The 20,483-nt window shown below is 48.7% G+C and carries 20 protein-coding genes; all 20 read left to right on the plus strand.

Annotated features, from left to right (window positions below):
* Nucleotides 1-34 precede the first annotated feature (34 nt).
* Nucleotides 35-382, plus strand: a complete 348-nt coding sequence (locus CI595_RS26575; RefSeq protein ID WP_243135146.1) for a hypothetical protein — start codon at nt 35-37, stop codon at nt 380-382.
* Complete coding sequence (locus CI595_RS07445) at nt 270-722, plus strand: molybdate ABC transporter permease subunit (protein WP_243135142.1); 453 nt, start codon at nt 270-272, stop codon at nt 720-722. The genes CI595_RS26575 and CI595_RS07445 overlap by 113 nt, the downstream gene beginning before the upstream one ends.
* Complete coding sequence (locus tag CI595_RS07450) at nt 719-1,792, plus strand: sulfate/molybdate ABC transporter ATP-binding protein (protein ID WP_095172650.1); 1,074 nt, start codon at nt 719-721, stop codon at nt 1,790-1,792. Before CI595_RS07445 ends, CI595_RS07450 begins: the two co-directional genes overlap by 4 nt.
* Before the next feature lie 160 nt (nt 1,793-1,952).
* Nucleotides 1,953-2,447, plus strand: a complete 495-nt coding sequence (locus CI595_RS07455) for an Lrp/AsnC family transcriptional regulator (RefSeq protein WP_095173240.1) — start codon at nt 1,953-1,955, stop codon at nt 2,445-2,447.
* The gene (locus tag CI595_RS07460; RefSeq protein WP_095172651.1) at nt 2,444-3,613 is read left to right on the plus strand and encodes a pyridoxal phosphate-dependent aminotransferase; all 1,170 of its coding nucleotides are present in this window, start codon (nt 2,444-2,446) and stop codon (nt 3,611-3,613) included. Before CI595_RS07455 ends, CI595_RS07460 begins: the two co-directional genes overlap by 4 nt.
* A 189-nt stretch (nt 3,614-3,802) precedes the next feature.
* Nucleotides 3,803-5,125, plus strand: a complete 1,323-nt coding sequence (locus CI595_RS07465; protein ID WP_095172652.1) for an aspartate kinase — start codon at nt 3,803-3,805, stop codon at nt 5,123-5,125.
* A gap of 38 nt (nt 5,126-5,163) precedes the next feature.
* Entirely contained in the window at nt 5,164-5,634 is a 471-nt protein-coding gene (locus CI595_RS07470) for a hypothetical protein (protein WP_095172653.1), read from the plus strand.
* Nucleotides 5,635-5,648: 14 nt separating this feature from the next.
* Nucleotides 5,649-6,059 carry an acyl-CoA thioesterase gene (locus tag CI595_RS07475; protein ID WP_095172654.1) on the plus strand — a complete coding sequence of 137 codons (411 nt, stop codon included), beginning with the start codon at nt 5,649-5,651 and terminating at the stop codon, nt 6,057-6,059.
* A gap of 118 nt (nt 6,060-6,177) precedes the next feature.
* The gene (locus CI595_RS07480; protein WP_095172655.1) at nt 6,178-6,552 is read left to right on the plus strand and encodes a GntR family transcriptional regulator; all 375 of its coding nucleotides are present in this window, start codon (nt 6,178-6,180) and stop codon (nt 6,550-6,552) included.
* A complete protein-coding gene (locus CI595_RS07485) occupies nt 6,545-7,447 on the plus strand; it encodes an ABC transporter ATP-binding protein (protein ID WP_095172656.1) in 903 nt (300 codons plus the stop codon). Before CI595_RS07480 ends, CI595_RS07485 begins: the two co-directional genes overlap by 8 nt.
* Complete coding sequence (locus CI595_RS07490) at nt 7,422-9,554, plus strand: DUF6449 domain-containing protein (RefSeq protein ID WP_095172657.1); 2,133 nt, start codon at nt 7,422-7,424, stop codon at nt 9,552-9,554. The genes CI595_RS07485 and CI595_RS07490 overlap by 26 nt, the downstream gene beginning before the upstream one ends.
* 151 nt (nt 9,555-9,705) lie before the next feature.
* Nucleotides 9,706-10,617: an ArsR/SmtB family transcription factor gene (locus CI595_RS07495; protein WP_095172658.1), complete on the plus strand. Its 912-nt coding sequence runs from the start codon at nt 9,706-9,708 to the stop codon at nt 10,615-10,617.
* A 117-nt stretch (nt 10,618-10,734) separates the two neighbouring features.
* Nucleotides 10,735-11,904 carry a galactokinase gene (locus CI595_RS07500; protein WP_095172659.1) on the plus strand — a complete coding sequence of 390 codons (1,170 nt, stop codon included), beginning with the start codon at nt 10,735-10,737 and terminating at the stop codon, nt 11,902-11,904.
* Between the two features lie 17 nt (nt 11,905-11,921).
* Entirely contained in the window at nt 11,922-13,412 is a 1,491-nt protein-coding gene (galT, locus tag CI595_RS07505) for a UDP-glucose--hexose-1-phosphate uridylyltransferase (protein WP_095172660.1), read from the plus strand.
* A 187-nt stretch (nt 13,413-13,599) separates the two neighbouring features.
* Nucleotides 13,600-14,070, plus strand: a complete 471-nt coding sequence (locus CI595_RS07510) for an acyl-CoA thioesterase (protein WP_095172661.1) — start codon at nt 13,600-13,602, stop codon at nt 14,068-14,070.
* Between the two features lie 158 nt (nt 14,071-14,228).
* Complete coding sequence (gene polA / locus CI595_RS07515; protein ID WP_095172662.1) at nt 14,229-16,874, plus strand: DNA polymerase I; 2,646 nt, start codon at nt 14,229-14,231, stop codon at nt 16,872-16,874.
* Nucleotides 16,875-16,920: 46 nt separating this feature from the next.
* Nucleotides 16,921-17,523 (plus strand): dephospho-CoA kinase, encoded by a 603-nt coding sequence (gene coaE / locus CI595_RS07520; RefSeq protein WP_095173241.1) that lies wholly within the window; start codon nt 16,921-16,923, stop codon nt 17,521-17,523.
* Complete coding sequence (locus tag CI595_RS07525) at nt 17,510-18,307, plus strand: MBL fold metallo-hydrolase (protein WP_095172663.1); 798 nt, start codon at nt 17,510-17,512, stop codon at nt 18,305-18,307. The genes coaE and CI595_RS07525 overlap by 14 nt, the downstream gene beginning before the upstream one ends.
* A gap of 207 nt (nt 18,308-18,514) precedes the next feature.
* Nucleotides 18,515-18,787, plus strand: a complete 273-nt coding sequence (locus CI595_RS07530; protein ID WP_095172664.1) for an ACT domain-containing protein — start codon at nt 18,515-18,517, stop codon at nt 18,785-18,787.
* Nucleotides 18,788-18,819: 32 nt separating this feature from the next.
* Entirely contained in the window at nt 18,820-20,184 is a 1,365-nt protein-coding gene (locus CI595_RS07535) for a PFL family protein (protein WP_095172665.1), read from the plus strand.
* Nucleotides 20,185-20,483 lie beyond the last annotated feature (299 nt).

Below are 20,483 nucleotides of genomic sequence, written 5' to 3' on the forward strand. Positions count from 1 at the left end.
GCTGTGTCATTTTTCTACAGGGGGATAGGCAGATATGGATTACTCACCGATATTAATATCAGTTAAGACCGCGGCACTTACTATCGTGATCGTTTTCTTCATCGGTTTGGCGGCAGCCAAGCTGGTGGCAGGGCTCAAAAACGAGAAGCTCAAGATGGTGCTGGATGGTATTTTCACCCTGCCTTTGGTCCTCCCGCCGACAGTGGCCGGATTCTTCCTCCTATATTTATTTGGGATCCGGCGCCCCATCGGTGCTTTTTTTGTGGAATATTTCGGAGTTAAGATCGCGTTTTCTTGGGGGGGCAACCGTGCTGGCGGCAGTGGTGATCTCCTTTCCGCTCATGTATCGTTCCGCAAGGGGCGCTCTGGAGCAGGTGGATGAAAACCTCATATTCGCAGCCAGGACCCTGGGTTTTTCCGAGTGGCGGATTTTCTGGAAAGTTATGTTTCCCGCCGCGCTGCCGGGTATTGCAGGGGGCGGCATCCTTGCATTTGCCAGAGGACTGGGGGAGTTCGGGGCAACAGCCATGATCGCGGGCAATATTGCAGGCAAGACGCGGACCCTGCCTTTGGCGGTCTATTCCGCAGTGGCAGCAGGGGATATGGATACCGCATATAAATATGTCATGATCATTCTGCTGGTATCCTTCCTGGTGGTAGTCCTCATGAATTATTTTACGGCAAAAGAGAGAACATACGGAAAACGGGGGAAGAAGGCATGAGTCTGCAGGTGGATATTAAAAAAAGATGGAAGGGATTTTCCCTGCAGGTCCGGTTTGAAACAGGGGAGGGACTTCTGGGTATCCTGGGAGCCTCCGGCTGCGGTAAGAGTATGACCCTGAAAAGTATAGCAGGTATTGTGACACCTGATGAGGGAAGGATCCTGTTAAACGGCAGGACACTTTTTGACTCGGAAAAGAAAATAAATTTAAAGCCAAGAGACAGGAAAGTGGGATATCTCTTCCAGGATTATGCCCTCTTTCCCAATATGACGGTCAGGCAGAACATAAGCTGTGCGGTCAGGGGAAAAGAGAAGGAGAAGCTGGCAGAGGAACAGATTCATAATTTCCGGTTAGAGGGGCTGGAGGAGCAGTACCCACACCAGCTTTCCGGCGGACAGAAGCAGAGGACTGCCCTGGCCCGGATGATGGCAAATGAACCGGAGGCCCTGCTTTTGGATGAACCGTTCTCCGCTCTCGATTACTATTTGAAAGAACAGCTCCAGGTACAGATGCTTGATTTTTTGAAAGGCTGCAAAAAGGATATGATCCTTGTCACACACAACAGGGATGAGGTGTACCGCCTGTGCGGAAATCTGCTGATCATGGATGAGGGAGAAAAGATCAGCATGGGACCCACAAAGGAAATCTTTCGGTATCCGGGCTGTGTGGCTGCTGCCCGTCTCACCGGCTGCAAAAATTTCTCCAGGGCCAGAAAGCTGGATGACACCCATGTGGAGGCTCTGGACTGGGGGATCGTGTTGCGTGCAGGAAAAAAGGTGACGGACGCAGTCTGCTTTGTGGGAATCCGCGCACACTATTTTACCCCTTCCGATGACAGCAGCCGGGAAAATACGTTTCCCGCTGAATTGGTGGAGACCGTGGAATCTCCTTTTGAGATGAATGTGGTCATACGGAAGAAGGGAATGACAGGGAAGGAGAGGAGCGAACAGATCTGGTGGAAGATGGCAAAAGAGAACTGGGCAAAAATGCATGGAAACCTGCCGGAATTTCTCCATGTTTCTCCTGAGGATGTGCTTCTTCTCATAGATAAAACAGGAGGGGAGCTTTAAAGATATTTGACAACAGACCGATTACGGCGTAAACTAAAAAAAACATTTATGCCGAATCCAAACAAACCTGCGCGGCAGAATGTCCGGGCAGGTTTCTTTCTATTTGGGCGTACAGGACCGGGCGGATCAAAGACCGCCTGACAGGACAGGAGAGGATTATATGGAACAGGATTTGAGAAGACAGGTATTAAATATTCTGGAAAAAAACAGCAGGCTTTCCGCCGCAGAGATCGCAGTCATGACAGGAACCGATGAGAAAAGCGTGGCAGATATGATCACCAAATTGGAAAAAGAGGGGATCATCTGTGGATACCACACCCTGATCAACTGGGATAAGGAGAATGACGACTCTGTGACAGCCCTCATCGAGCTGAAGGTGACACCACAGGGAGGCGACGGATACAACAAGATAGCAGAGCAGATTTATCAGTATCCCCAGGTGGAGACACTGTATCTCATGTCAGGGGCCTATGATTTTCTGGTGCTTTTAAGAGGGAAGAGTATCAAGGACATCTCTCTTTTTGTCTCCGAGAATCTGGCGTCCATAGAGGAGGTGCAGAGCACGGCCACTTATTTCACCCTCACCAAATATAAGGAGCAGGGAGTCAACCTTGCAAGGAAAAAGCAGGACGGAAGAATGGTGATCACTTTATGAGAGAATTTGTCACAGAGAAAGTAAAAGAGATTAAGCCGTCCGGGATCCGGAAGTTTTTCGATATTGTCAGCGAAATGCCGGATGCCATCTCCCTGGGTGTGGGAGAACCGGATTTTGATACACCCTGGCATATCCGTGAGGAGGGAATCCGTTCCCTGAAAGCCGGAAGGACTTTTTATACGTCCAATGCAGGCCTCATGCCCCTCAGACAGGAGATCAGCAGGTACATAGAGGACAGGCTGGGGCTTTTCTATGACCCGGCATCAGAGGTCATGGTGACAGTGGGCGGAAGTGAGGCCATTGACATTGCATTTCGGACAGTTCTGGAACCGGGGGATGAGGTGATCATCCCGGAACCGGCATTTGTCTCCTACGTGCCCTGTGTGCAGTTAGCGGGGGGCGTGCCGGTGACCATTCCCCTGAAAGCTGAGAATGCGTTCCGCCTGAAGCCGGAGGAGCTGGAGGCTGCCGTCACACCTAAGACAAAGGTGCTGCTTTTATCATATCCAAACAATCCAACCGGTGCCATCATGGAAAAAGAAGACCTGGAGGCACTTCTTGACATCATAGAAAAGCATGACCTTCTGGTGATCTCCGATGAGATTTACAGTGAGCTGACTTATAATTCCCAGCATGTGAGTATTGCTTCCCTTCCGGGAATGCAGAAGCGCTGTGTGGTGATCAATGGATTTTCAAAATCCTATGCCATGACAGGATGGCGTCTGGGTTATGCGCTGGCTCCCGCGCAGATCATGGAACAGATGGTGAAGCTCCACCAGTTTGCCATCATGTCATCCCCCACCACAAGCCAGTATGCTGCCGTAAGCGCGCTGAAAAACGGCAATTCCGACGTGATGGAAATGCGTCTGGCCTATGACCAGAGAAGGCGTTTTCTGCTCCACGAGATGGAGAGGCTGGAAATCCCCTGTTTTGAACCGAGAGGCGCTTTTTACATATTCCCGGATATTACGGAATCCGGTATGAGCTCCGAGGAATTTGCCACAGAGCTTCTGAAAGAAGAGAAGGTTGCCGTGGTGCCGGGCAGCGCTTTCGGGGACTGCGGTGAGGGCTTTATCAGGATATCCTACGCCTATTCCATTGAAGAACTGAAGGCCGCTCTGGCCCGGATCGAGGCGTTTATGAAAAAAATACGTCAAAAAAAGTAGAAAATACTGGACAATTGGCAGTTCAGATTATATTATAAGTTTTATACTTTAACTTAGAAAAGAATGTCACTGTTTCGCAGGGTATTACCCGCAGAAATGGGATAAAGCAGCCACAGCGCTGTAAGTCATTCTGTGCCAATATAGAAAATCAGAATGCGGATGGAAAGATACGAGGAGGATATGAAAGCAATGAGAAAAGTAGTAAAATTCGGCGGCAGCTCCCTTGCCAGCGCAGAACAGTTCCGGAAGGTAGGCAGTATCATCAAAGCAGATGAGAGCAGAAGATATGTGGTGCCCTCTGCACCGGGAAAGCGTTTTTCAGCAGACACGAAAGTCACCGATTTATTATACCAGTGTTACCGGGCAGCCAAAGAAGGCGGAGCAGAGTTTGGTGCGCTTCTTTCGGAGATCAAGAGCCGTTATCAGGAAATCATTGACGGCCTTGAACTCTCTATCTCCCTGGAAGAGGATTTTAAGGTGATCGAGGAGAATTTTAAAAACCAGATCGGGGAGGAGTATGCAGCTTCCCGCGGGGAATTCTTAAACAGTAAGGTCATGGCAGATTACCTGGGCTTTGAGTTTGTGGATGCTGCCCGTATTATCCGTTTTGACGGGGAAGGACAGTTTGATGCGGAGATGACCAACCGTTTGACCAGGGAATATCTGAAAAATATGGAGTATGTGGTAGTGCCGGGCTTTTACGGCGCCATGGAGGACGGCACAGTCAAGACCTTCTCAAGGGGCGGTTCCGACATTACAGGGTCCATTGTCTCCGGTGCTCTGGATGTGGACTTATATGAGAACTGGACAGACGTGTCAGGATTTTTAGTGACAGACCCCAGGATCATCAAGAATCCGGAAGTCATTGACACCATCACATACCGCGAGCTGCGGGAGCTGTCCTATATGGGCGCCACCGTGCTTCATGAGGAGGCTATCTTCCCGGTAAGAAAAGCGGGAATCCCCATCAATATCCGCAACACCAACGCTCCGGATGACGCGGGAACCATGATCGTGGAGGACACCTGCAAGAAGCCGGCGTACACCATCACCGGTATTGCGGGCAAAAAAGGGTTCTGTTCTCTGTTTATTGAAAAATCCCTGATGAATTCCGAGATCGGTTTCGGCAGAAAAGTGCTGCAGGTGTTGGAAGAGCAGGGAATCTCCTTTGAGCATGTACCCTCCGGTATTGACACCATGACGGTATTTATCCATCAGGATGAGTTCGCGGAGAAAGAGCAGCAGGTGATCGCAGGCATTCACCGTATGGTCAACCCGGATTATATGGAGCTGGAATCCGATCTGGCGCTGATCGCAGTGGTAGGCCGCGGTATGCGCTCCAACAGAGGAACCGCAGCCAGGATTTTTGCGGCACTGGCACATGCCAACATCAATGTTAAAATGATCGACCAGGGTTCCAGTGAGCTGAATGTGATCATCGGCGTAAAGAATGAAGATTTTGAAGGGGCTGTGAAAGCGATCTATGACATTTTCGTGACAACACAGCTTTAAGAAATGCGATTAGGCAGCAGACAGCAGGAGGAAGCAAATTGAACAGATATATGAATATGAAAAATATGAGCAGGAAAAACGGAACTCTGAAATGGGTTGGCCTGGTGGAGCTGATCATGGGCGCTCTGAACCTTTCAAACGGCTTGTTATCCATGTATGTCCTGTTCTCACAGGGACAGAAAGTGCTGGATGAAATACAGAAGACCAATAATATCACAGTATCCATGCAGGAGATGACCATCTCCGTTGTGGTGACCGTTGTGCTGGGCGCCGCCATGCTGGGAGCAGGTCTGGTCGCCATGATGTTCAATGGCATCAAAGGGAAAGAAAAGCTGCCGTTTATCATGGGTGTTATCCTTCTCGTATGTATCCTGGCATCCAATATCATCAATATTGTCATGCTGAGAAGTTCCTTTAGCCTCTCTTTCATTTTATGGGTAGTCATCCACGGACTGTATCTGTACGGTGCTTACCGCAACAAGCAGAATATAGAAGCTGAGAACCAGTAGGCAGCGTGAAGAGTATGGAAATTTACAGACATAAGACCCAGTATTATGAGACGGACCAGATGGGCATTGTGCATCATTCCAACTATATCCGTTGGTTTGAAGAAGCCAGGACAGATTTCCTTGAGAAACTGGGGATGGGATATGACAGGATGGAGGCAGAGGGGATCATAAGCCCTGTGCTTTCTGTATCCTGCGAGTACAAGACGATGACTTATTTTGGGGAGACAGTGGAGATCGCCATTGCACTGACAAAGTACAACGGCATCAGGCTGGAGCTGGAATACACGGTCAGCAATGGGGATACCGGAGAAGTCCGGGCCGTGGGCACTTCAAAACACTGTTTTCTGGACAGAGACGGCAGAATCCTTTCCCTGAAGCGGAGCAGCCCCGGGTATCACAGGTTGCTGGAAGAATATAAAAAATAATATAAATTTCCGGTTTCTATTGACAGGAGGCCGGAAATTTTTTATACTGTAAGTGTACTAAGACACATAGTACACTAGATACACACAAATCAGAACCGTGAAGAAAAGAGGAAACTCTATGATTGTGATTGATTACCAGAACCGAAAACCCATTTACGAACAAATTGTGGAGCGCTTTCAGATGTTGATCGTAAGAGGCGTGCTGGAAGCTGACTCACAGATGCCTTCTGTACGTTCTCTGGCGACAGAGCTGTCCATCAACCCCAATACCATTCAGAAAGCCTATACGATTCTGGAACAGCAGGGGTATATTTATCCCATAAAAGGCAGGGGGAATTTTGTGTCCGGCAGCAGAAATCTGGTGGAGCAAAAGAAAGAGAACTTTTTTCAGAAGCTGCGGATCGTGATCAAAGAAGGGATTGAACTGGGCGTTACAAAAGAGGAGTGTGTGAGCCGGACTGCGGCGCTGTACGAGGAGGTTAACCATGATTAAAACGGAACATCTGTCTAAGGCCTTCGGGGAGATTAAGGCTGTAGACAATATCGGCATTGAGATAACGGATAACAGCATATTTGGGCTGGCAGGGACCAACGGTGCGGGAAAGAGCACTTTTCTGCGTCTTTTATCCGGTGTTCTGAAACCGGATCAGGGGAGTATTCTGATAGATGAAAAGTCTGTCTATGAGCAGGAAGAGATAAAGAGAGAGATTTTCTTTCTGCCGGACAGTGCTTATTTTATTCCAAATGCAACAGGGAGATCCATGGCTGATTGGTACAGTACCTATTATCCGAAGTTTGACAAAAAGCGGTTTGATGAGCTTTCAAAAAGACTGGATCTGGATACCAAAAGGAAGATACATACGCTCTCCAAAGGAATGAAGCGCCAGGTTTCCATGCTGCTGGGAATTTGCGCAGGCACGAAATATCTCTTCTGCGATGAGACCCTTGACGGTTTGGACCCGGTAATGCGGCAAGCTGCCAAGAGCATACTGGCCTATGAAGTCACAGAGAGGGAATTTACCCCTGTGATCGCCTCCCATAATTTAAGGGAACTGGAGGATATCTGTGATCATGTGGGACTTCTCCACAAAGGGGGCGTTCTCTTGTCAAGGGAAGTGGAGGATATGAAGCTCCATATCCATAAGATCCAGTGTGTGATCCAGAATCCGGTGCTGGAGGAAGAACTGCTTCGGGAACTGGATGTGGTCCAGCATGAGAAGCGGCTCTCTTTGATGACCCTGGTCGTCCGGGGGGAGAAGGACAAGATCATGGAGATCGTGGAGAGCAAGTTCCCGGTATTTGCGGAGATGATTCCGCTGACCCTGGAAGAAATCTTTATCAGTGAAACGGAGGTAGCGGGATATGACATCAAAGATCTCTTTTACTAAAATGGTGATGCAGAATGTGAAAGAAAGAGGCGCGTGGTTCCTTGTCTCATTTTTGGCGATGCTGATGGCACTTCCGGTTCAGACTATGATGCGGCTGGATAGTGTGGCTGCATACGGATTGAAACCCAAGGAGCAGGCAGCGCAGTCCGCGGAAGTATTTTGGAATACCACAGGTTATGATAATGTGGCTCTTATACTTTTAGTGGTCATCGCAGGTTTTTGTCTGGGGATGACAGGGTATATGTATCTGTACTCCAGAGAGAAGACGGATTTTTATCACAGTCTTCCCATGAAAAGGGAGCGCATGTATTTTGTGTCCTACCTGGGCGGCGTATTGATCTTTGCGGTCCCTTATCTACTGAATCTGCTGCTGGCACTACTGGCCGGTGCTGTGAAGGGCACATTCCCCGCACATACGGTTTCACTGGCCTTGGGCGCATTTTTGACACATATGGTATATTTCCTTATCTTTTATCATGTGGGGATACTGTCTGTGATGCTGACAGGGAATCTGTTTACGGGAGCCATGGCATATGCTGCGTTTCTGAGCTATGGATTTATTATAAAAGAAGTCTTTATCAGTATGGCGGGGCGCTTTTTCCAGGCCGCAACGCCCTACACGTTAAGCGGCGGCAGTTACAATTTTCTGCGGTTTACCTTCCATGCGGGAGGATGGACCCTTTCGCCATTATATAGCTATATGGATATCATACGTGAAGCGATAAATTATGATACAAGAAAAACACCGTGGCTTTTGGCCGCTGCAGGCCTGCTGGCAGCAGTTCTGCTTCTGGCACTCTGCCTTTTGGTATATCATCTGCGGCCTACGGAGAGTTATCACAAGGCAATCGCGTTTAAAAGACTGGAACCGATCATTAAAATTGCGGTCGTATTTCCTTTTTCCGTTTTGATCGCGCTTAATATCAGCCAGGGAATCGGTCAGCACGTATTTGTATGGTTTGTAATGGTTCTGGTATTCTCGGCCTGGGTCATCTCAACCGCCATGGATTTTCTGTACCGGATGGATATCAGAGAAAGCCTGCGTCCCCGCATCTCTACAGGTGTGGTGCTGGTCATGCTGGCTGCGATGACGGTCATCTACCGTTTTGATGTGTTTCAAGTGGATACTTATCTTCCGAAAGAAAATAAGATAGAAAGTATGTCCGTCTATATTAACAGCATGAACGGCCTGTACAGCTATCCGTATAATTCCGTTTATTATCAGGGTGACAGTGAGATAAAAGCCTATCTTAAAAATGCCAAATATGAAGAATTTGACAGTATTTATGACCTGGCTGCCATGGGAGTGGAAGCCCAGAAAGAAAATGATGGTTTCCCAAAACTGAAAGACGGAGAAGATCTGTTGTGCTTTTATGTGAAATATCACCTGAAATCAGGCCGGGATGTGTACCGGTACTATGAAGTGAAGCAGGATGACGCCGCGCTTAAGCTGATGGGAAATATTTACGACAGCTGGGAATATAAACAGCAGACCCTTCCTGTGGAATTTATTGATGGGGAGAAGATAACAGAGATTTCCTTAAATGATATTTTCTCTGCCAACAGACAGGTCACAACCTCGGAGACTGCAATGCAGAATATTTTCAAGACCTACAAAAGCGAGTGGGAGAGCCTGGGATTTCAGGAGAGCCTGGATCAGCAGGTGGTAGGCTTTTTAAACATTGACTGTATCAGCGTTCAACAGGGCAGTGGATTTGAAAATGGTACTGCATCCTTAGATATTACCCAGACATTGTCCCTGCCCCTGTATGAGGGATTCCGGGGTACCAGAAAACTGCTGGAAGAGGCGGGATGCCATGTCTATACAAAAGAGGATGTGGATAAGATGGAGAAGATCGTTGTGGTTTCCAGTGATAATAACGGAAACACAGAAGAATTTACATTTTCGGATAAAGAGGATAGGATGGAGATCCTGGCAAAGTCTGTTTTTGACCAGTACAGCAATCCTGCAAAAGATATCTATCCGGATTATTCAAAGAGTCTGCGCATCTACTGGAAGGATGGGGCAGGTGAGACAAAAGAAGGGGTTTACCTGAGCAATGACCTGCCGTCCTGTGTGAAAAAGGTGCTGAAAACAGAAAACTGACGAACCGTCTGACAGATAGAAATACAGGGGCTGCCGCATAAATGTGCGGCAGCCTTTGTCGTGGTTGACAAGGCAGGAAGAAAGAGGGTAAAATATAACTATCAATGATTCCGGCCCCAGTGATATCCGGCGGAAGGAAGAGGAAAACAACATGAAGAGACAATTATCCTTTGAGAATGAAAAGGAACTGATGCTGGTGGGAAAAGCGCTCTCCTCAGAGATTCGGATTCGTATCCTGAAGCTTCTGGATGAAAATCCCCTGTGCGTCAATGAAATTGCAGAGATCCTGCAGATTCCGGCCTCCTCGGCAGCCTTAAATGTCCGTGTGCTGGAGGAAGCAGGGCTGATCCGTACCGAACTGAAGCCCGGAGTGAGGGGGGCCATGAAGCTCTGTATCCGGCAGAATGAGGAGCTGGTGCTCCATCTGCAGCAGCGGCGAGGACCAAAGCATGAGGAAGTCATCTCCATGCCGGTAGGCAATTATGTGGATTATAAAATCACGCCCACCTGTGGTATGGTTAATGATGAGGAGTATATTGACGGGGAGGACGAGCCCCGGTGTTTTTATGACCCAAGGCGGACAACCGCCAAGCTGGTCTGGTTCTCCTCCGGTTATCTGGAATACCGTTTTCCAAATGCGGGGATCCAGGGAAGCAGGGTAAAGCGTCTGGAAATCTCCGCGGAACTGTGTTCCGAGACTGCGGATTATGATCTGGACTGTCCCTCGGACATTACCCTGTGGGTCAACGGTGTGGATGCGGGGACCTGGACCTGTCCAAGCGATTTTGGCGGCAGGAGAGGCAAACTGAACCCTGACTGGTGGGAAGATAAGAATTCCCAGTACGGCAACCTGAAAAAATGGGTGATGGATACAGAGGGAACCTATCTGGACGGTTTAAAGGTAAGCAGTGTGCCGATATCTGGATATGACCTGGTAGAAGGGCCTTATATCTCCGTACGCATTGGTATAAAAGAGAATGCAGAGCATATCGGCGGTGTGAATATTTTTGGCTGCAGCTTTGGAGACTATCCCCAGGATATTCTGATGCGGATTGAATATTGAAAAAAATATTTCCTGTGTTATAATAAAAGAACAGGAAAAATGTTTTAAAACAAAATTAATATAACTAATAAGCCTGCAGACCTATTGGCTATATTGGAACATAGGAGGAGTGGGAGGATGAAGCGAAAACTGCAAAACCGGTTTTGCGAGCTGTTCGGCGCAGACGGCGACATCCGATTCTATTTTTCACCTGGCCGTGTGAACCTTATCGGGGAGCACACAGACTATAACGGGGGACATGTATTTCCATGTGCCCTCACAAACGGTACATATGGAGCGGCGAGGATCCGGAAAGACCGGAAACTGCGTCTTTACTCCGAAAATTTCAGCAACGCGGGGGTTTTTGAGACCAGCCTGGATGATCTTAGATATCATGAGAGAGCCGGTTGGACCAACTATTTAAAAGGTGTTATCTGGACATTCACCACAAAAGGTTATCCTATAGAAAAAGGGCTTGACCTGGTGATTGGCGGCAATATTCCCAATGGATCGGGACTTTCCTCCTCCGCTTCCATAGAACTTCTCATGGCTATGGTTTTAAAAGACTTATATGGCTTTTCAGATTTGACAAAAACAGATATGGCCCTTTTCGGACAGTATGCGGAGAATAAGTTCTGCGGCATGAACTGCGGGATCATGGACCAGTTTACTGTGGCAATGGGGAAGAAAGGCCATGCGATTTTCCTGGATACCAGCAATCTGCGCTATGAATATGCGCCTATCAGACTGGGGAATGCGTCCCTTCTCATTTCGGTCAGCAATAAGAAAAGAAGGCTGACGGACTCTAAGTACAATGAACGCAGAAGGGAATGCGAGGCAGCACTCAAAGAGCTTCAGTCCATTGTGAATATCCGTTCTCTGGGAGAATTGACAGGGGAGGCCTTTGAGGAAGTAAAAGAGATCATCAAAGACCCGGTGCATGTGAAACGCGCGCGTCACGCGGTCTACGAGAATCAGCGGACCATACAGGCAGTAAAAGCGCTGAAAGAGCAGGATCTAAAGAGATTTGGCATGCTTATGAATGAGTCCCACATCTCATTGAGAGATGACTACGAGGTCACGGGAAAGGAGCTGGATGCCCTGGCAGAAGCAGCCTGGGACCAGCCCGGCGTCCTGGGTTCCCGCATGACGGGGGCAGGCTTTGGAGGCTGCACAGTCAGCATCGTGGAGGATGACTTTGTGGAGGCATTTATTCGGAATGTGGGCTCTGTTTATAAGAAAAAAATCGGTTACGGTGCGGATTTCTACAGGGTGGAGATCGGTGACGGGGCCAGAAGAATCGGATAACAGGAAGGGGAAATACTATGTTAAACAACAGTATTAAAAAACTTGTGCAGTACGGATTAGAGACAGGCCTGGTGCCTGCATGTGAGAAAAATTATACCATCAACCTGCTTCTGGATCTATTCCGTCAGGACGACTATGAGGAGCCTCAGGAGGAGTACAGGGACGTGGATCTGGAGGAAACTTTGGGCGAACTGCTGGATGAAGCTGTAAAACGCGGCCTGATCGAGGACAGTATCGGCTACCGTGACCTATTTGACACCAAGATCATGAACTGTCTTATGCCCCGCCCGGCACAGGTGCAGGAAAAATTCTGGAAGGAATATGAGAAATCCCCGGAGACTGCTACGGATTATTTCTACAAACTGAGCCAGGACAGTGACTACATCCGCCGTTACCGCATTAAGAAGGACAGAAAATGGACCGTGGACAGCACTTACGGCACCATTGATATCACCATCAACCTTTCAAAGCCGGAAAAAGACCCCAAAGCCATTGCAGCAGCCAGGAATGCGAAACAGAGCAGCTATCCAAAATGTCTCCTCTGTATGGAGAATGAGGGATACGCAGGCCGTCTGAACCATCCGGCCAGAGAGAACCATAGGATCATTCCCATCACGGTCAATGAAAGCCCCTGGGGATTCCAGTATTCCCCCTATGTGTACTACAATGAACACTGCATTGTTTTCAACGGGCAGCATGTGCCTATGAAGATCGAGAGGAATGCTTTTGTAAAGCTTTTTGATTTTGTAAAGCTGTTTCCCCACTATTTCCTTGGCTCCAATGCGGATCTGCCGATCGTAGGAGGTTCTATTTTAAGCCATGACCATTTCCAGGGAGGCCATTATACCTTTGCCATGGCAAAAGCACCCATAGAGGAGAGCGTGACCATACCCGGATATGAAGATGTGGAGGCCGGTATCGTAAATTGGCCGCTGTCTGTGCTCCGCATCCGCCATAAGGATGAAAAACGACTGATCGACCTTGCTGCGCACGTGCTTGATAACTGGAGAGGTTATACGGATGAGGAGGCCTTTGTCTTTGCTGAAACAGACGGGGAGCCTCACAACACCATCACCCCGATTGCAAGAAAGATTGGGGATACCTTTGAACTGGATCTGACACTGAGAAATAATATCACCACAGAGGAGCACCCCCTGGGTGTTTATCATCCTCATGCACAATATCATCATATTAAGAAAGAGAACATCGGTCTGATCGAGGTCATGGGACTGGCGGTACTTCCGGCCAGGCTGAAAGACGAGCTGGAACTGCTGGCCTCCTACATTCTGGAAGGCAGAGACCCGGCAGAAAATGAAATGTTGGAAAAACACGCAGACTGGGTAAACGAATTCCTGCCGAAATACCGGGATATCAATGAAAAGAATGTGATGGATATTCTTCAGGAAGAGGTGGGACAGGTCTTTGTCAAGGTGCTGGAGGACGCTGGCGTGTACAAATGTACCCCTGAGGGAAGGGCTGCTTTCAAAAAATTCCTTGCCACATTATAAATTCTTGGATATAATAAGATACAAAAAAGACAGGTCGGGTGCCTGTCTTTTTTGTTAAAGGTATGCTATACTGGTAACAGTTCAGACAAGCCGAACCGTTAGGCATCCAGCCATAAAAAATCGCTTCGCGATGGGCTGGAGATCAAGAGTCCGGTGAAACAGACAGAAGAGAGTGTGAAAACATAGTATGAAAGAAAAAAGGGTAGCGGATTCCCAGACAGAGCAGACGTATCTCATGCGTCCAAAGTATCTGAATGGCTACGGCAAGCTTTTCGGCGGACAGCTCATGGGCTGGATTGACGAGATCGCCAGCATTGTAGCCATGCGGCACAGCGAATCCGAGATTACGACTGCTGCCATAGATAATTTAAATTTTAAAGAAAGCGCCTCTGTGGATGACGTGATCGTCCTGAGAGGAAAGATCACCCATGTGGGACGTACATCCATGGAAGTGCGGGTGGACACCTATGTGGAGAGCCGCCGGGGGATCAGAAAGATCATCAACCGCGCCTATGTGGTCATGGTGGCAGTGGATGACTGCCAGCATCCCAAACCGGTGCCGGGACTGCTTGTGGAGACAGAGGCAGAAAAAGCGGAGTGGGAAGGCGGAGAAAAGCGCTATGCTTTGCGCAAACAGAGGCGTATAGAAGGATATTGAGCAACGATGAAGCAGGTCTGCGCATTCACTGCGCTGACCGTAGGAAAGCATTCCGCAGCCAAGTAAAAATCCCATCGCCAAAGGCGATCCTGCATGGATTTTTGCCTGTAACTGTGATAGAACTGAACAGTTACGATATTGATTAAAAGGAGATTAAAATGAGCGAAAAGATCCTGCTGATAGACGGACACAGTATACTGAACAGAGCTTATTACGGCCTGCCTGAACTAACCAACTCAGAGGGGCTTCACACCAATGCCATATATGGATTTTTAAACATCCTGTTCAAGACCATAGAGGAGGAAAAGCCGGATTATCTGACGGTAGCCTTTGATCTGCATGCACCAACCTTCCGGCACCGGATGTATGAGGCCTACAAGGGGACCAGAAAACCCATGCCTCAGGAGTTAAGGGAGCAGGTGCCTGTGATGAAGGATGTGCTTGCAGCCATGGGTGTGTGTATGATCTCCAAGGAAGGGTATGAGGCAGACGACCTTTTAGGCACCCTCGCAAAGAAGAGCGAGGAGAAGGGCATGGAAGTCACCGTCCTCTCCGGAGACAGGGACCTTCTGCAGCTTGCCAGCAGCCATATCTGTATCAGGATCCCCAAGACCAGGTTCGGCAAGACCACAGTGGAGGATTATTTCGCTGATGACGTGAAAGAAAAATATCAGTTAAGCCCCCAGCAGATCATTGAACTGAAGGCACTCATGGGCGATGCATCCGATAACATTCCGGGACTGCCGGGAGTGGGAGAAAAGACTGCCACAAAAATCCTGCTGGAGTACGGAAATGTGGAAAATGCCTACGCGCATGTGGAGGACATCAAGCCGAACAAGGCGAAAAACGCGTTTCTTGAGCACTACGATCTGGCTGTCCTCAGCAAGAAGCTGGCTGCCATTAATATAGACAGCCCTGTGGATTATGACTGGGAAAGTGCCAGGATCAAAGATTTTTACACACAGGAAGCCTATGATTTCTTTAAAGAGCTGGAATTCAAGAACTTTCTCTCCCGATTTGAGGACACCGGTGCCTCCGCTGAGGCGGAGAAAAGCTTTTCAACGGTGACAGAGCTTGATCAGGCTGAGGAGATCATTGGGAAGGCCAGGCAGAAACCGGAGCTGGGACTTCACATTTTAAAGGAAAACGGTGTGTTTCTGGGAATGGGGCTTTCCTTTTCGGATGAGGAAAAAGTGCTGTCTTACTGTTTCCTTCCCCAGGGATTTTTGACGGAGGCCTATCTGCTTGAACAGGCGCAGATGCTTTGTCAGGAGGCAGCCATGGTATCCTCCCTGGATGTAAAATCCATGCTGCGCCATATGGACCTGGAGAACCACACGAAAATGTTTGATGCAGGGATTGCGGCCTATCTGCTGAATCCGCTGAAATCTGCCTACACTTACGATGATATAGCAAAAGAGTACTTAGGAGAAATGCTTCCCGCAAAGGAGGACCTGCTGGGAAAACTGAACTATACAAAAGGGATGAAAGACCAGGAGGAACAGGCAGCGTTGTCTGTCTGCTACATGGCATATGTGGCCCTGAAAAGCAGGGAACCCCTGAAAAAGGCCCTGGAGGAGACAGAAATGCTGCATCTCTTCACAGACATTGAGATGCCCCTTCTCTTTACCCTCTCCGAAATGGAGAAGGAGGGGATCCGGGTAAATGCCCAGGCTTTAAAAGAGTATGGGGACCAGCTCTATGTGAGGATTTTGGAGCTTGAAAAGGAGATCTACCAGGAGGCAGGGGAGGAATTCAATATCAATTCCCCCAAACAGCTCGGTGTGATCCTGTTTGAAAAGCTGAAGCTGCCGGGGGGAAAGAAGACCAAGACCGGTTATTCCACAGCGGCGGATGTCCTTGAAAAACTGGCTCCTGACCATAAGCTGGTGGCAGACATCCTGGAGTACAGGCAGCTGGCAAAGCTGAAATCCACCTATGCGGACGGCCTTGCAGTCTATATCGGGGAGGATGAGAGGATCCATTCCACCTTCAACCAGACAATCACCGCCACGGGGCGTATCAGCAGCACAGAACCGAACCTGCAGAATATTCCCATCCGTATGGAGCTGGGGAGGCTTATACGCAAGGTCTTTATCCCAAGAGACGGGTACGTGTTTACGGATGCGGACTACTCCCAGATCGAGCTTCGTGTGCTGGCACATATGTCGGGGGATGAAAAACTGATCCAGGCTTATCAGGAGGCTCAGGATATCCACCGCATGACAGCCTCCCAGGTATTTCATGTCCCCTTTGATGAGGTGACGGATTTACAGAGGAGAAATGCCAAGGCAGTCAATTTTGGTATTGTCTACGGCATCAGTTCTTTTGGCCTTTCCCAGGATTTGAGCATTACCAGGAAAGAGGCTGCCCAGTATATCGAAAATTATTTCGAGACATACCCGAAGATCAAGGGATTTCTGGACGGTCTGGTGACAGAGGCAAAAGAGAAGGGATATGTGACCACCATGTTCGGCAGAAGACGTCCGGTCCCGGAATTGAGATCCAGCAACTTCATGCAGCGCTCCTTCGGCGAACGGGTAGCCATGAATTCGCCGATTCAGGGAACCGCGGCTGATATTATTAAAATCGCCATGATCCGGGTGGGAAAGGCGCTGAAGGAACAGAATTTAAGATCACGTCTGCTTCTGCAGGTGCACGATGAACTGCTGGTGGAGACCGCAGAGGACGAGACCGCACAGGTTTCTGCCATTTTGGAAAAAGAGATGAAAAATGCCGCTAGGCTTGCTGTATCCCTGGAGATTGATATGCATACAGGAAGCAACTGGTATGAGGCAAAGTAAAGATACAGGGATTAAGGGGAGTACAAGGGATAAAGGAGGAACTGTTATGAGAGTCATAGGTGTGACCGGAGGGGTAGGCTCCGGAAAAAGTTTTGTACTGAATTATATTGAGGAACATTTTGATGCACGGGTGGTGAAGGCGGATGACGTGGGGCATCTGCTGATGATGCCCGGCCAGGTCTGCTATGAGCCGGTTATCCAGCTTTTTGGGGACTGGGTGGTGAATGAGGATGGTTCTCTTAACAGGGAGACGATCGCCCAGATCGTATTTGAAAAGAAGGACATGCTGGAAAAACTGAATAAGATTATTCATCCCGCAGTGAAAAAATATATTATCAGAGAGATTGAGCGCTCCAAAAAAGAGGAGACAGAATTCTTCTTTATTGAGGCGGCTTTATTATTGGAAGATAATTATGATGAAATTTATGATGAATTGTGGTATATTTATTGCGAAAAAGAAGTACGCATGGAAAGGCTTCGCCGCGACAGGGGCTATTCTGAGGAAAAAGCCAGGAAAGTGATGGAAAATCAATTGTCTGAGGATGAATTTGAAGCCAAATGTGACTTTTTATTATATAACGATGAAGATGTGGCCCATACCTATCTTCAGATTGAGCGAAGGATGAGAACATATTATGAATCTATGTAGTATTGCCAGCGGAAGCAGCGGCAATTGTATTTATGTGGGCAGTGACCATGCAGGCATTCTGGTGGATGTGGGCATCAGCGGCAAGAAGATTGAAGAAGGCCTCAATACCATTGACCGCACCACAAAGGACTGCGACGGTATCCTGATCACCCATGAGCACTCTGACCATATCAAGGGTCTGGGTGTTATCTCCAGAAAGTATAAGATTCCCATTTACTGTACCCAGGGAACCATGGAGGAGATGCAGCGCATGTCCACTCTCGGCAAGATGCCGGAAGGGCTGTACCGGGTCATACGGGCAGACGAACCATTTTCTATCGGAGATCTGGACATCCATCCCTTTAACATTTCCCACGATGCGGCAGAGCCGGTGGGATACCGGGTGAATCATGAAGACAAGTCTGTGGGGATCGCCACGGATTTGGGCAAGTATAATGATTACATAGTGGAACAGCTCCAGGGTCTGGACGCCCTGCTGCTGGAGGCAAACCACGACGTGAACATGCTGCAGGTGGGAAGTTATCCCTATTACTTAAAACAGAGGATCCTGGGCGAGAGAGGCCATCTGTCCAATGAGTCAGCAGGCAGGCTTTTATGCCGTCTGCTCCACGGCAAAATGAAACAGATCATGCTGGGTCATCTGAGCCGTGAGAACAATTACGAGGCATTGGCTTATGAGACCGTATGCTCAGAGGTGACTATGGGGGAAAATCCATGGTGTTCCTCTGACTTTAAGATCTCTGTAGCACACAGGGATTGTGCATCAGAGCTGATCACCGTATAGACGGCAACTATAATATGTTACTATTCACAGCCCTGCAAAAAACGCAGTTCTGTAAACAGTAACACGCTTCGCGATGCACAGATATGGAGCATTCTGCCCCATATCGCGCTGGCTGCCTCGGGATTTTCATGCGCAAGCGCATAAAAACACCTCGCGGAACAGCAGCCGTGAATAGTAACTATAATATACATTTACGAGGAGAAAAAAATGAAGAAGACAATCATCAGCGTAGTAGGACAGGATACCGTAGGGATCATTGCCAGAGTCTGCACCTATCTGGCAGAGAATAATATTAACATCCTGGATATTTCCCAGACCATCATTGACGGCTATTTCAATATGATGATGATAACAGATGCCAGCAGATCCGAGAAAAAGCTGGATCAGATTTCCGCAGAGCTTTCAAAACTGGGTGAGGAGATTGGCGTTGTGATCCACGCACAGCATGAGGATATCTTTACAAAGATGCACCGTATCTAATCTGGAAACCCAGGAAAGGACAAGAGAAGAATATGATTAACATGTTTGAAGTAAATGAAACCAATAAGATGATCGAGCAGGAAAATCTGGATGTGCGTACCATTACCATGGGTATCAGCCTTCTGGACTGTATTGACTCTGACCTGCAGCAGGTAAACCGAAAAATCTACAATAAGATCACTACCCTGGCAAGAAATCTGGTGGAGACCGGTGATGAGATCTCCGGAGAGTACGGCATCCCTGTTGTAAACAAGAGGATCTCCGTAACCCCCATTGCATTGGTGGGCGGAGCGGCCTGTAAAGCACCGGAGGATTTTGTGACCTTGGCAGAGACGCTGGACCGGGCGGCAAAAGAGGTTGGCGTAAACTTTATCGGAGGCTACTCTGCCCTGGTTTCAAAAGGCATGACAAAAGCAGATGAAATACTGATCCGTTCCATTCCGGAAGCCCTGGCTGCCACAGAGAGGGTCTGCAGCTCCATCAATCTCGGTTCCTCCAAGACAGGCATCAATATGGATGCGGTTAAGCTCATGGGAGAGATCGTACTGGCTACCGCCCAGGCCACCAGAGAGCAGGATTCCCTGGGATGTGCAAAACTGGTTGTGTTCTGCAATGCGCCGGATGACAATCCTTTCATGGCAGGTGCTTTCCACGGAGTGACGGAGGCGGACGCCATCATCAATGTAGGCGTATCCGGTCCGGGTGTTGTGAAGACAGCGCTGGAAAAAGTCCGCGGAAAAGATTTTGAGGTTCTGTGCGAGACGATCAAGAAGACAGCTTTCAAGGTGACACGGGTGGGCCAGCTGGTTGCCCAGGAGGCCTCCAAACGCCTTGGGATTCCTTTTGGCATTGTGGACTTATCCCTTGCACCCACTCCGGCCATCGGGGACAGTGTGGCGGACATTCTCCATGAGATCGGCGTGGAGTACGCCGGTGCTCCGGGCACAACGGCGGCCCTTGCGCTTCTCAATGACCAGGTGAAAAAAGGCGGCGTTATGGCTTCCTCCTATGTGGGCGGCTTGAGCGGAGCTTTCATTCCGGTCAGCGAGGACCAGGGCATGATCGACGCGGTGAATGCCAATGCCCTGACCATAGAAAAACTGGAGGCCATGACCTGCGTATGCTCTGTAGGACTGGATATGATAGCTATTCCGGGAGACACCAAAGCCAGCACCATCTCCGGCATAATTGCAGACGAATGTGCCATCGGCATGGTGAATCAGAAGACAACGGCTGTCCGTTTGATTCCCGTTATCGGAAAGAGTGTGGGAGAGACCGTGGAATTCGGGGGCTTACTCGGCTATGCGCCGATCATGCCTGTAAACCAGTATTCCTGTGAGGCCTTTGTGAACAGAGGGGGAAGGATACCGGCTCCTATCCACAGTTTTAAAAATTAAAGTAACTGTTAAGTACCCTCACAGTTACAGGTAAAAATCCATGCAGGATCGCCTTTGGCGATGGGATTTTTGCTTGGACGCGGTACACTTTCTTACGGTCAGCGCGGTGAATGCCAGACCTGCTGAATAGTGCAGTGAATGCGCAGACCTGCTGAATAGTGCGGTGAATGCGTAGACCTGCTGAATAGTTACGAGACAATTGAACATGTAAGTAGAAAAGTCATACAGGGACAGTGTTTCATTATATGGAACGCTGCCCCTTCTTTTTTGGAAAAATGCGCCAAAATAGTTAAAAAGTT

The sequence above is a fragment of the Blautia hominis genome, assembly GCA_002270465.1.
GTDB classification, from domain to species: domain Bacteria; phylum Bacillota; class Clostridia; order Lachnospirales; family Lachnospiraceae; genus Blautia; species Blautia hominis.

Bases quoted from the DNA above. Each gene is read 5' to 3' on its own strand.
- CI595_RS26575 (WP_243135146.1), top strand. From the start codon at position 35: ATGGATTACTCACCGATATTAATATCAGTTAAGACCGCGGCACTTACT.
- CI595_RS07450 (WP_095172650.1), top strand. From the start codon at position 719: ATGAGTCTGCAGGTGGATATTAAAAAAAGATGGAAGGGATTTTCCCTG.
- CI595_RS07455 (WP_095173240.1), top strand. From the start codon at position 1,953: ATGGAACAGGATTTGAGAAGACAGGTATTAAATATTCTGGAAAAAAAC.
- CI595_RS07460 (WP_095172651.1), top strand. From the start codon at position 2,444: ATGAGAGAATTTGTCACAGAGAAAGTAAAAGAGATTAAGCCGTCCGGG.
- CI595_RS07465 (WP_095172652.1), top strand. From the start codon at position 3,803: ATGAGAAAAGTAGTAAAATTCGGCGGCAGCTCCCTTGCCAGCGCAGAA.
- CI595_RS07475 (WP_095172654.1), top strand. From the start codon at position 5,649: ATGGAAATTTACAGACATAAGACCCAGTATTATGAGACGGACCAGATG.
- CI595_RS07480 (WP_095172655.1), top strand. From the start codon at position 6,178: ATGATTGTGATTGATTACCAGAACCGAAAACCCATTTACGAACAAATT.
- CI595_RS07485 (WP_095172656.1), top strand. From the start codon at position 6,545: ATGATTAAAACGGAACATCTGTCTAAGGCCTTCGGGGAGATTAAGGCT.
- CI595_RS07490 (WP_095172657.1), top strand. From the start codon at position 7,422: ATGACATCAAAGATCTCTTTTACTAAAATGGTGATGCAGAATGTGAAA.
- CI595_RS07495 (WP_095172658.1), top strand. From the start codon at position 9,706: ATGAAGAGACAATTATCCTTTGAGAATGAAAAGGAACTGATGCTGGTG.
- CI595_RS07500 (WP_095172659.1), top strand. From the start codon at position 10,735: ATGAAGCGAAAACTGCAAAACCGGTTTTGCGAGCTGTTCGGCGCAGAC.
- galT (WP_095172660.1), top strand. From the start codon at position 11,922: ATGTTAAACAACAGTATTAAAAAACTTGTGCAGTACGGATTAGAGACA.
- CI595_RS07510 (WP_095172661.1), top strand. From the start codon at position 13,600: ATGAAAGAAAAAAGGGTAGCGGATTCCCAGACAGAGCAGACGTATCTC.
- polA (WP_095172662.1), top strand. From the start codon at position 14,229: ATGAGCGAAAAGATCCTGCTGATAGACGGACACAGTATACTGAACAGA.
- coaE (WP_095173241.1), top strand. From the start codon at position 16,921: ATGAGAGTCATAGGTGTGACCGGAGGGGTAGGCTCCGGAAAAAGTTTT.
- CI595_RS07525 (WP_095172663.1), top strand. From the start codon at position 17,510: ATGAATCTATGTAGTATTGCCAGCGGAAGCAGCGGCAATTGTATTTAT.
- CI595_RS07530 (WP_095172664.1), top strand. From the start codon at position 18,515: ATGAAGAAGACAATCATCAGCGTAGTAGGACAGGATACCGTAGGGATC.
- CI595_RS07535 (WP_095172665.1), top strand. From the start codon at position 18,820: ATGATTAACATGTTTGAAGTAAATGAAACCAATAAGATGATCGAGCAG.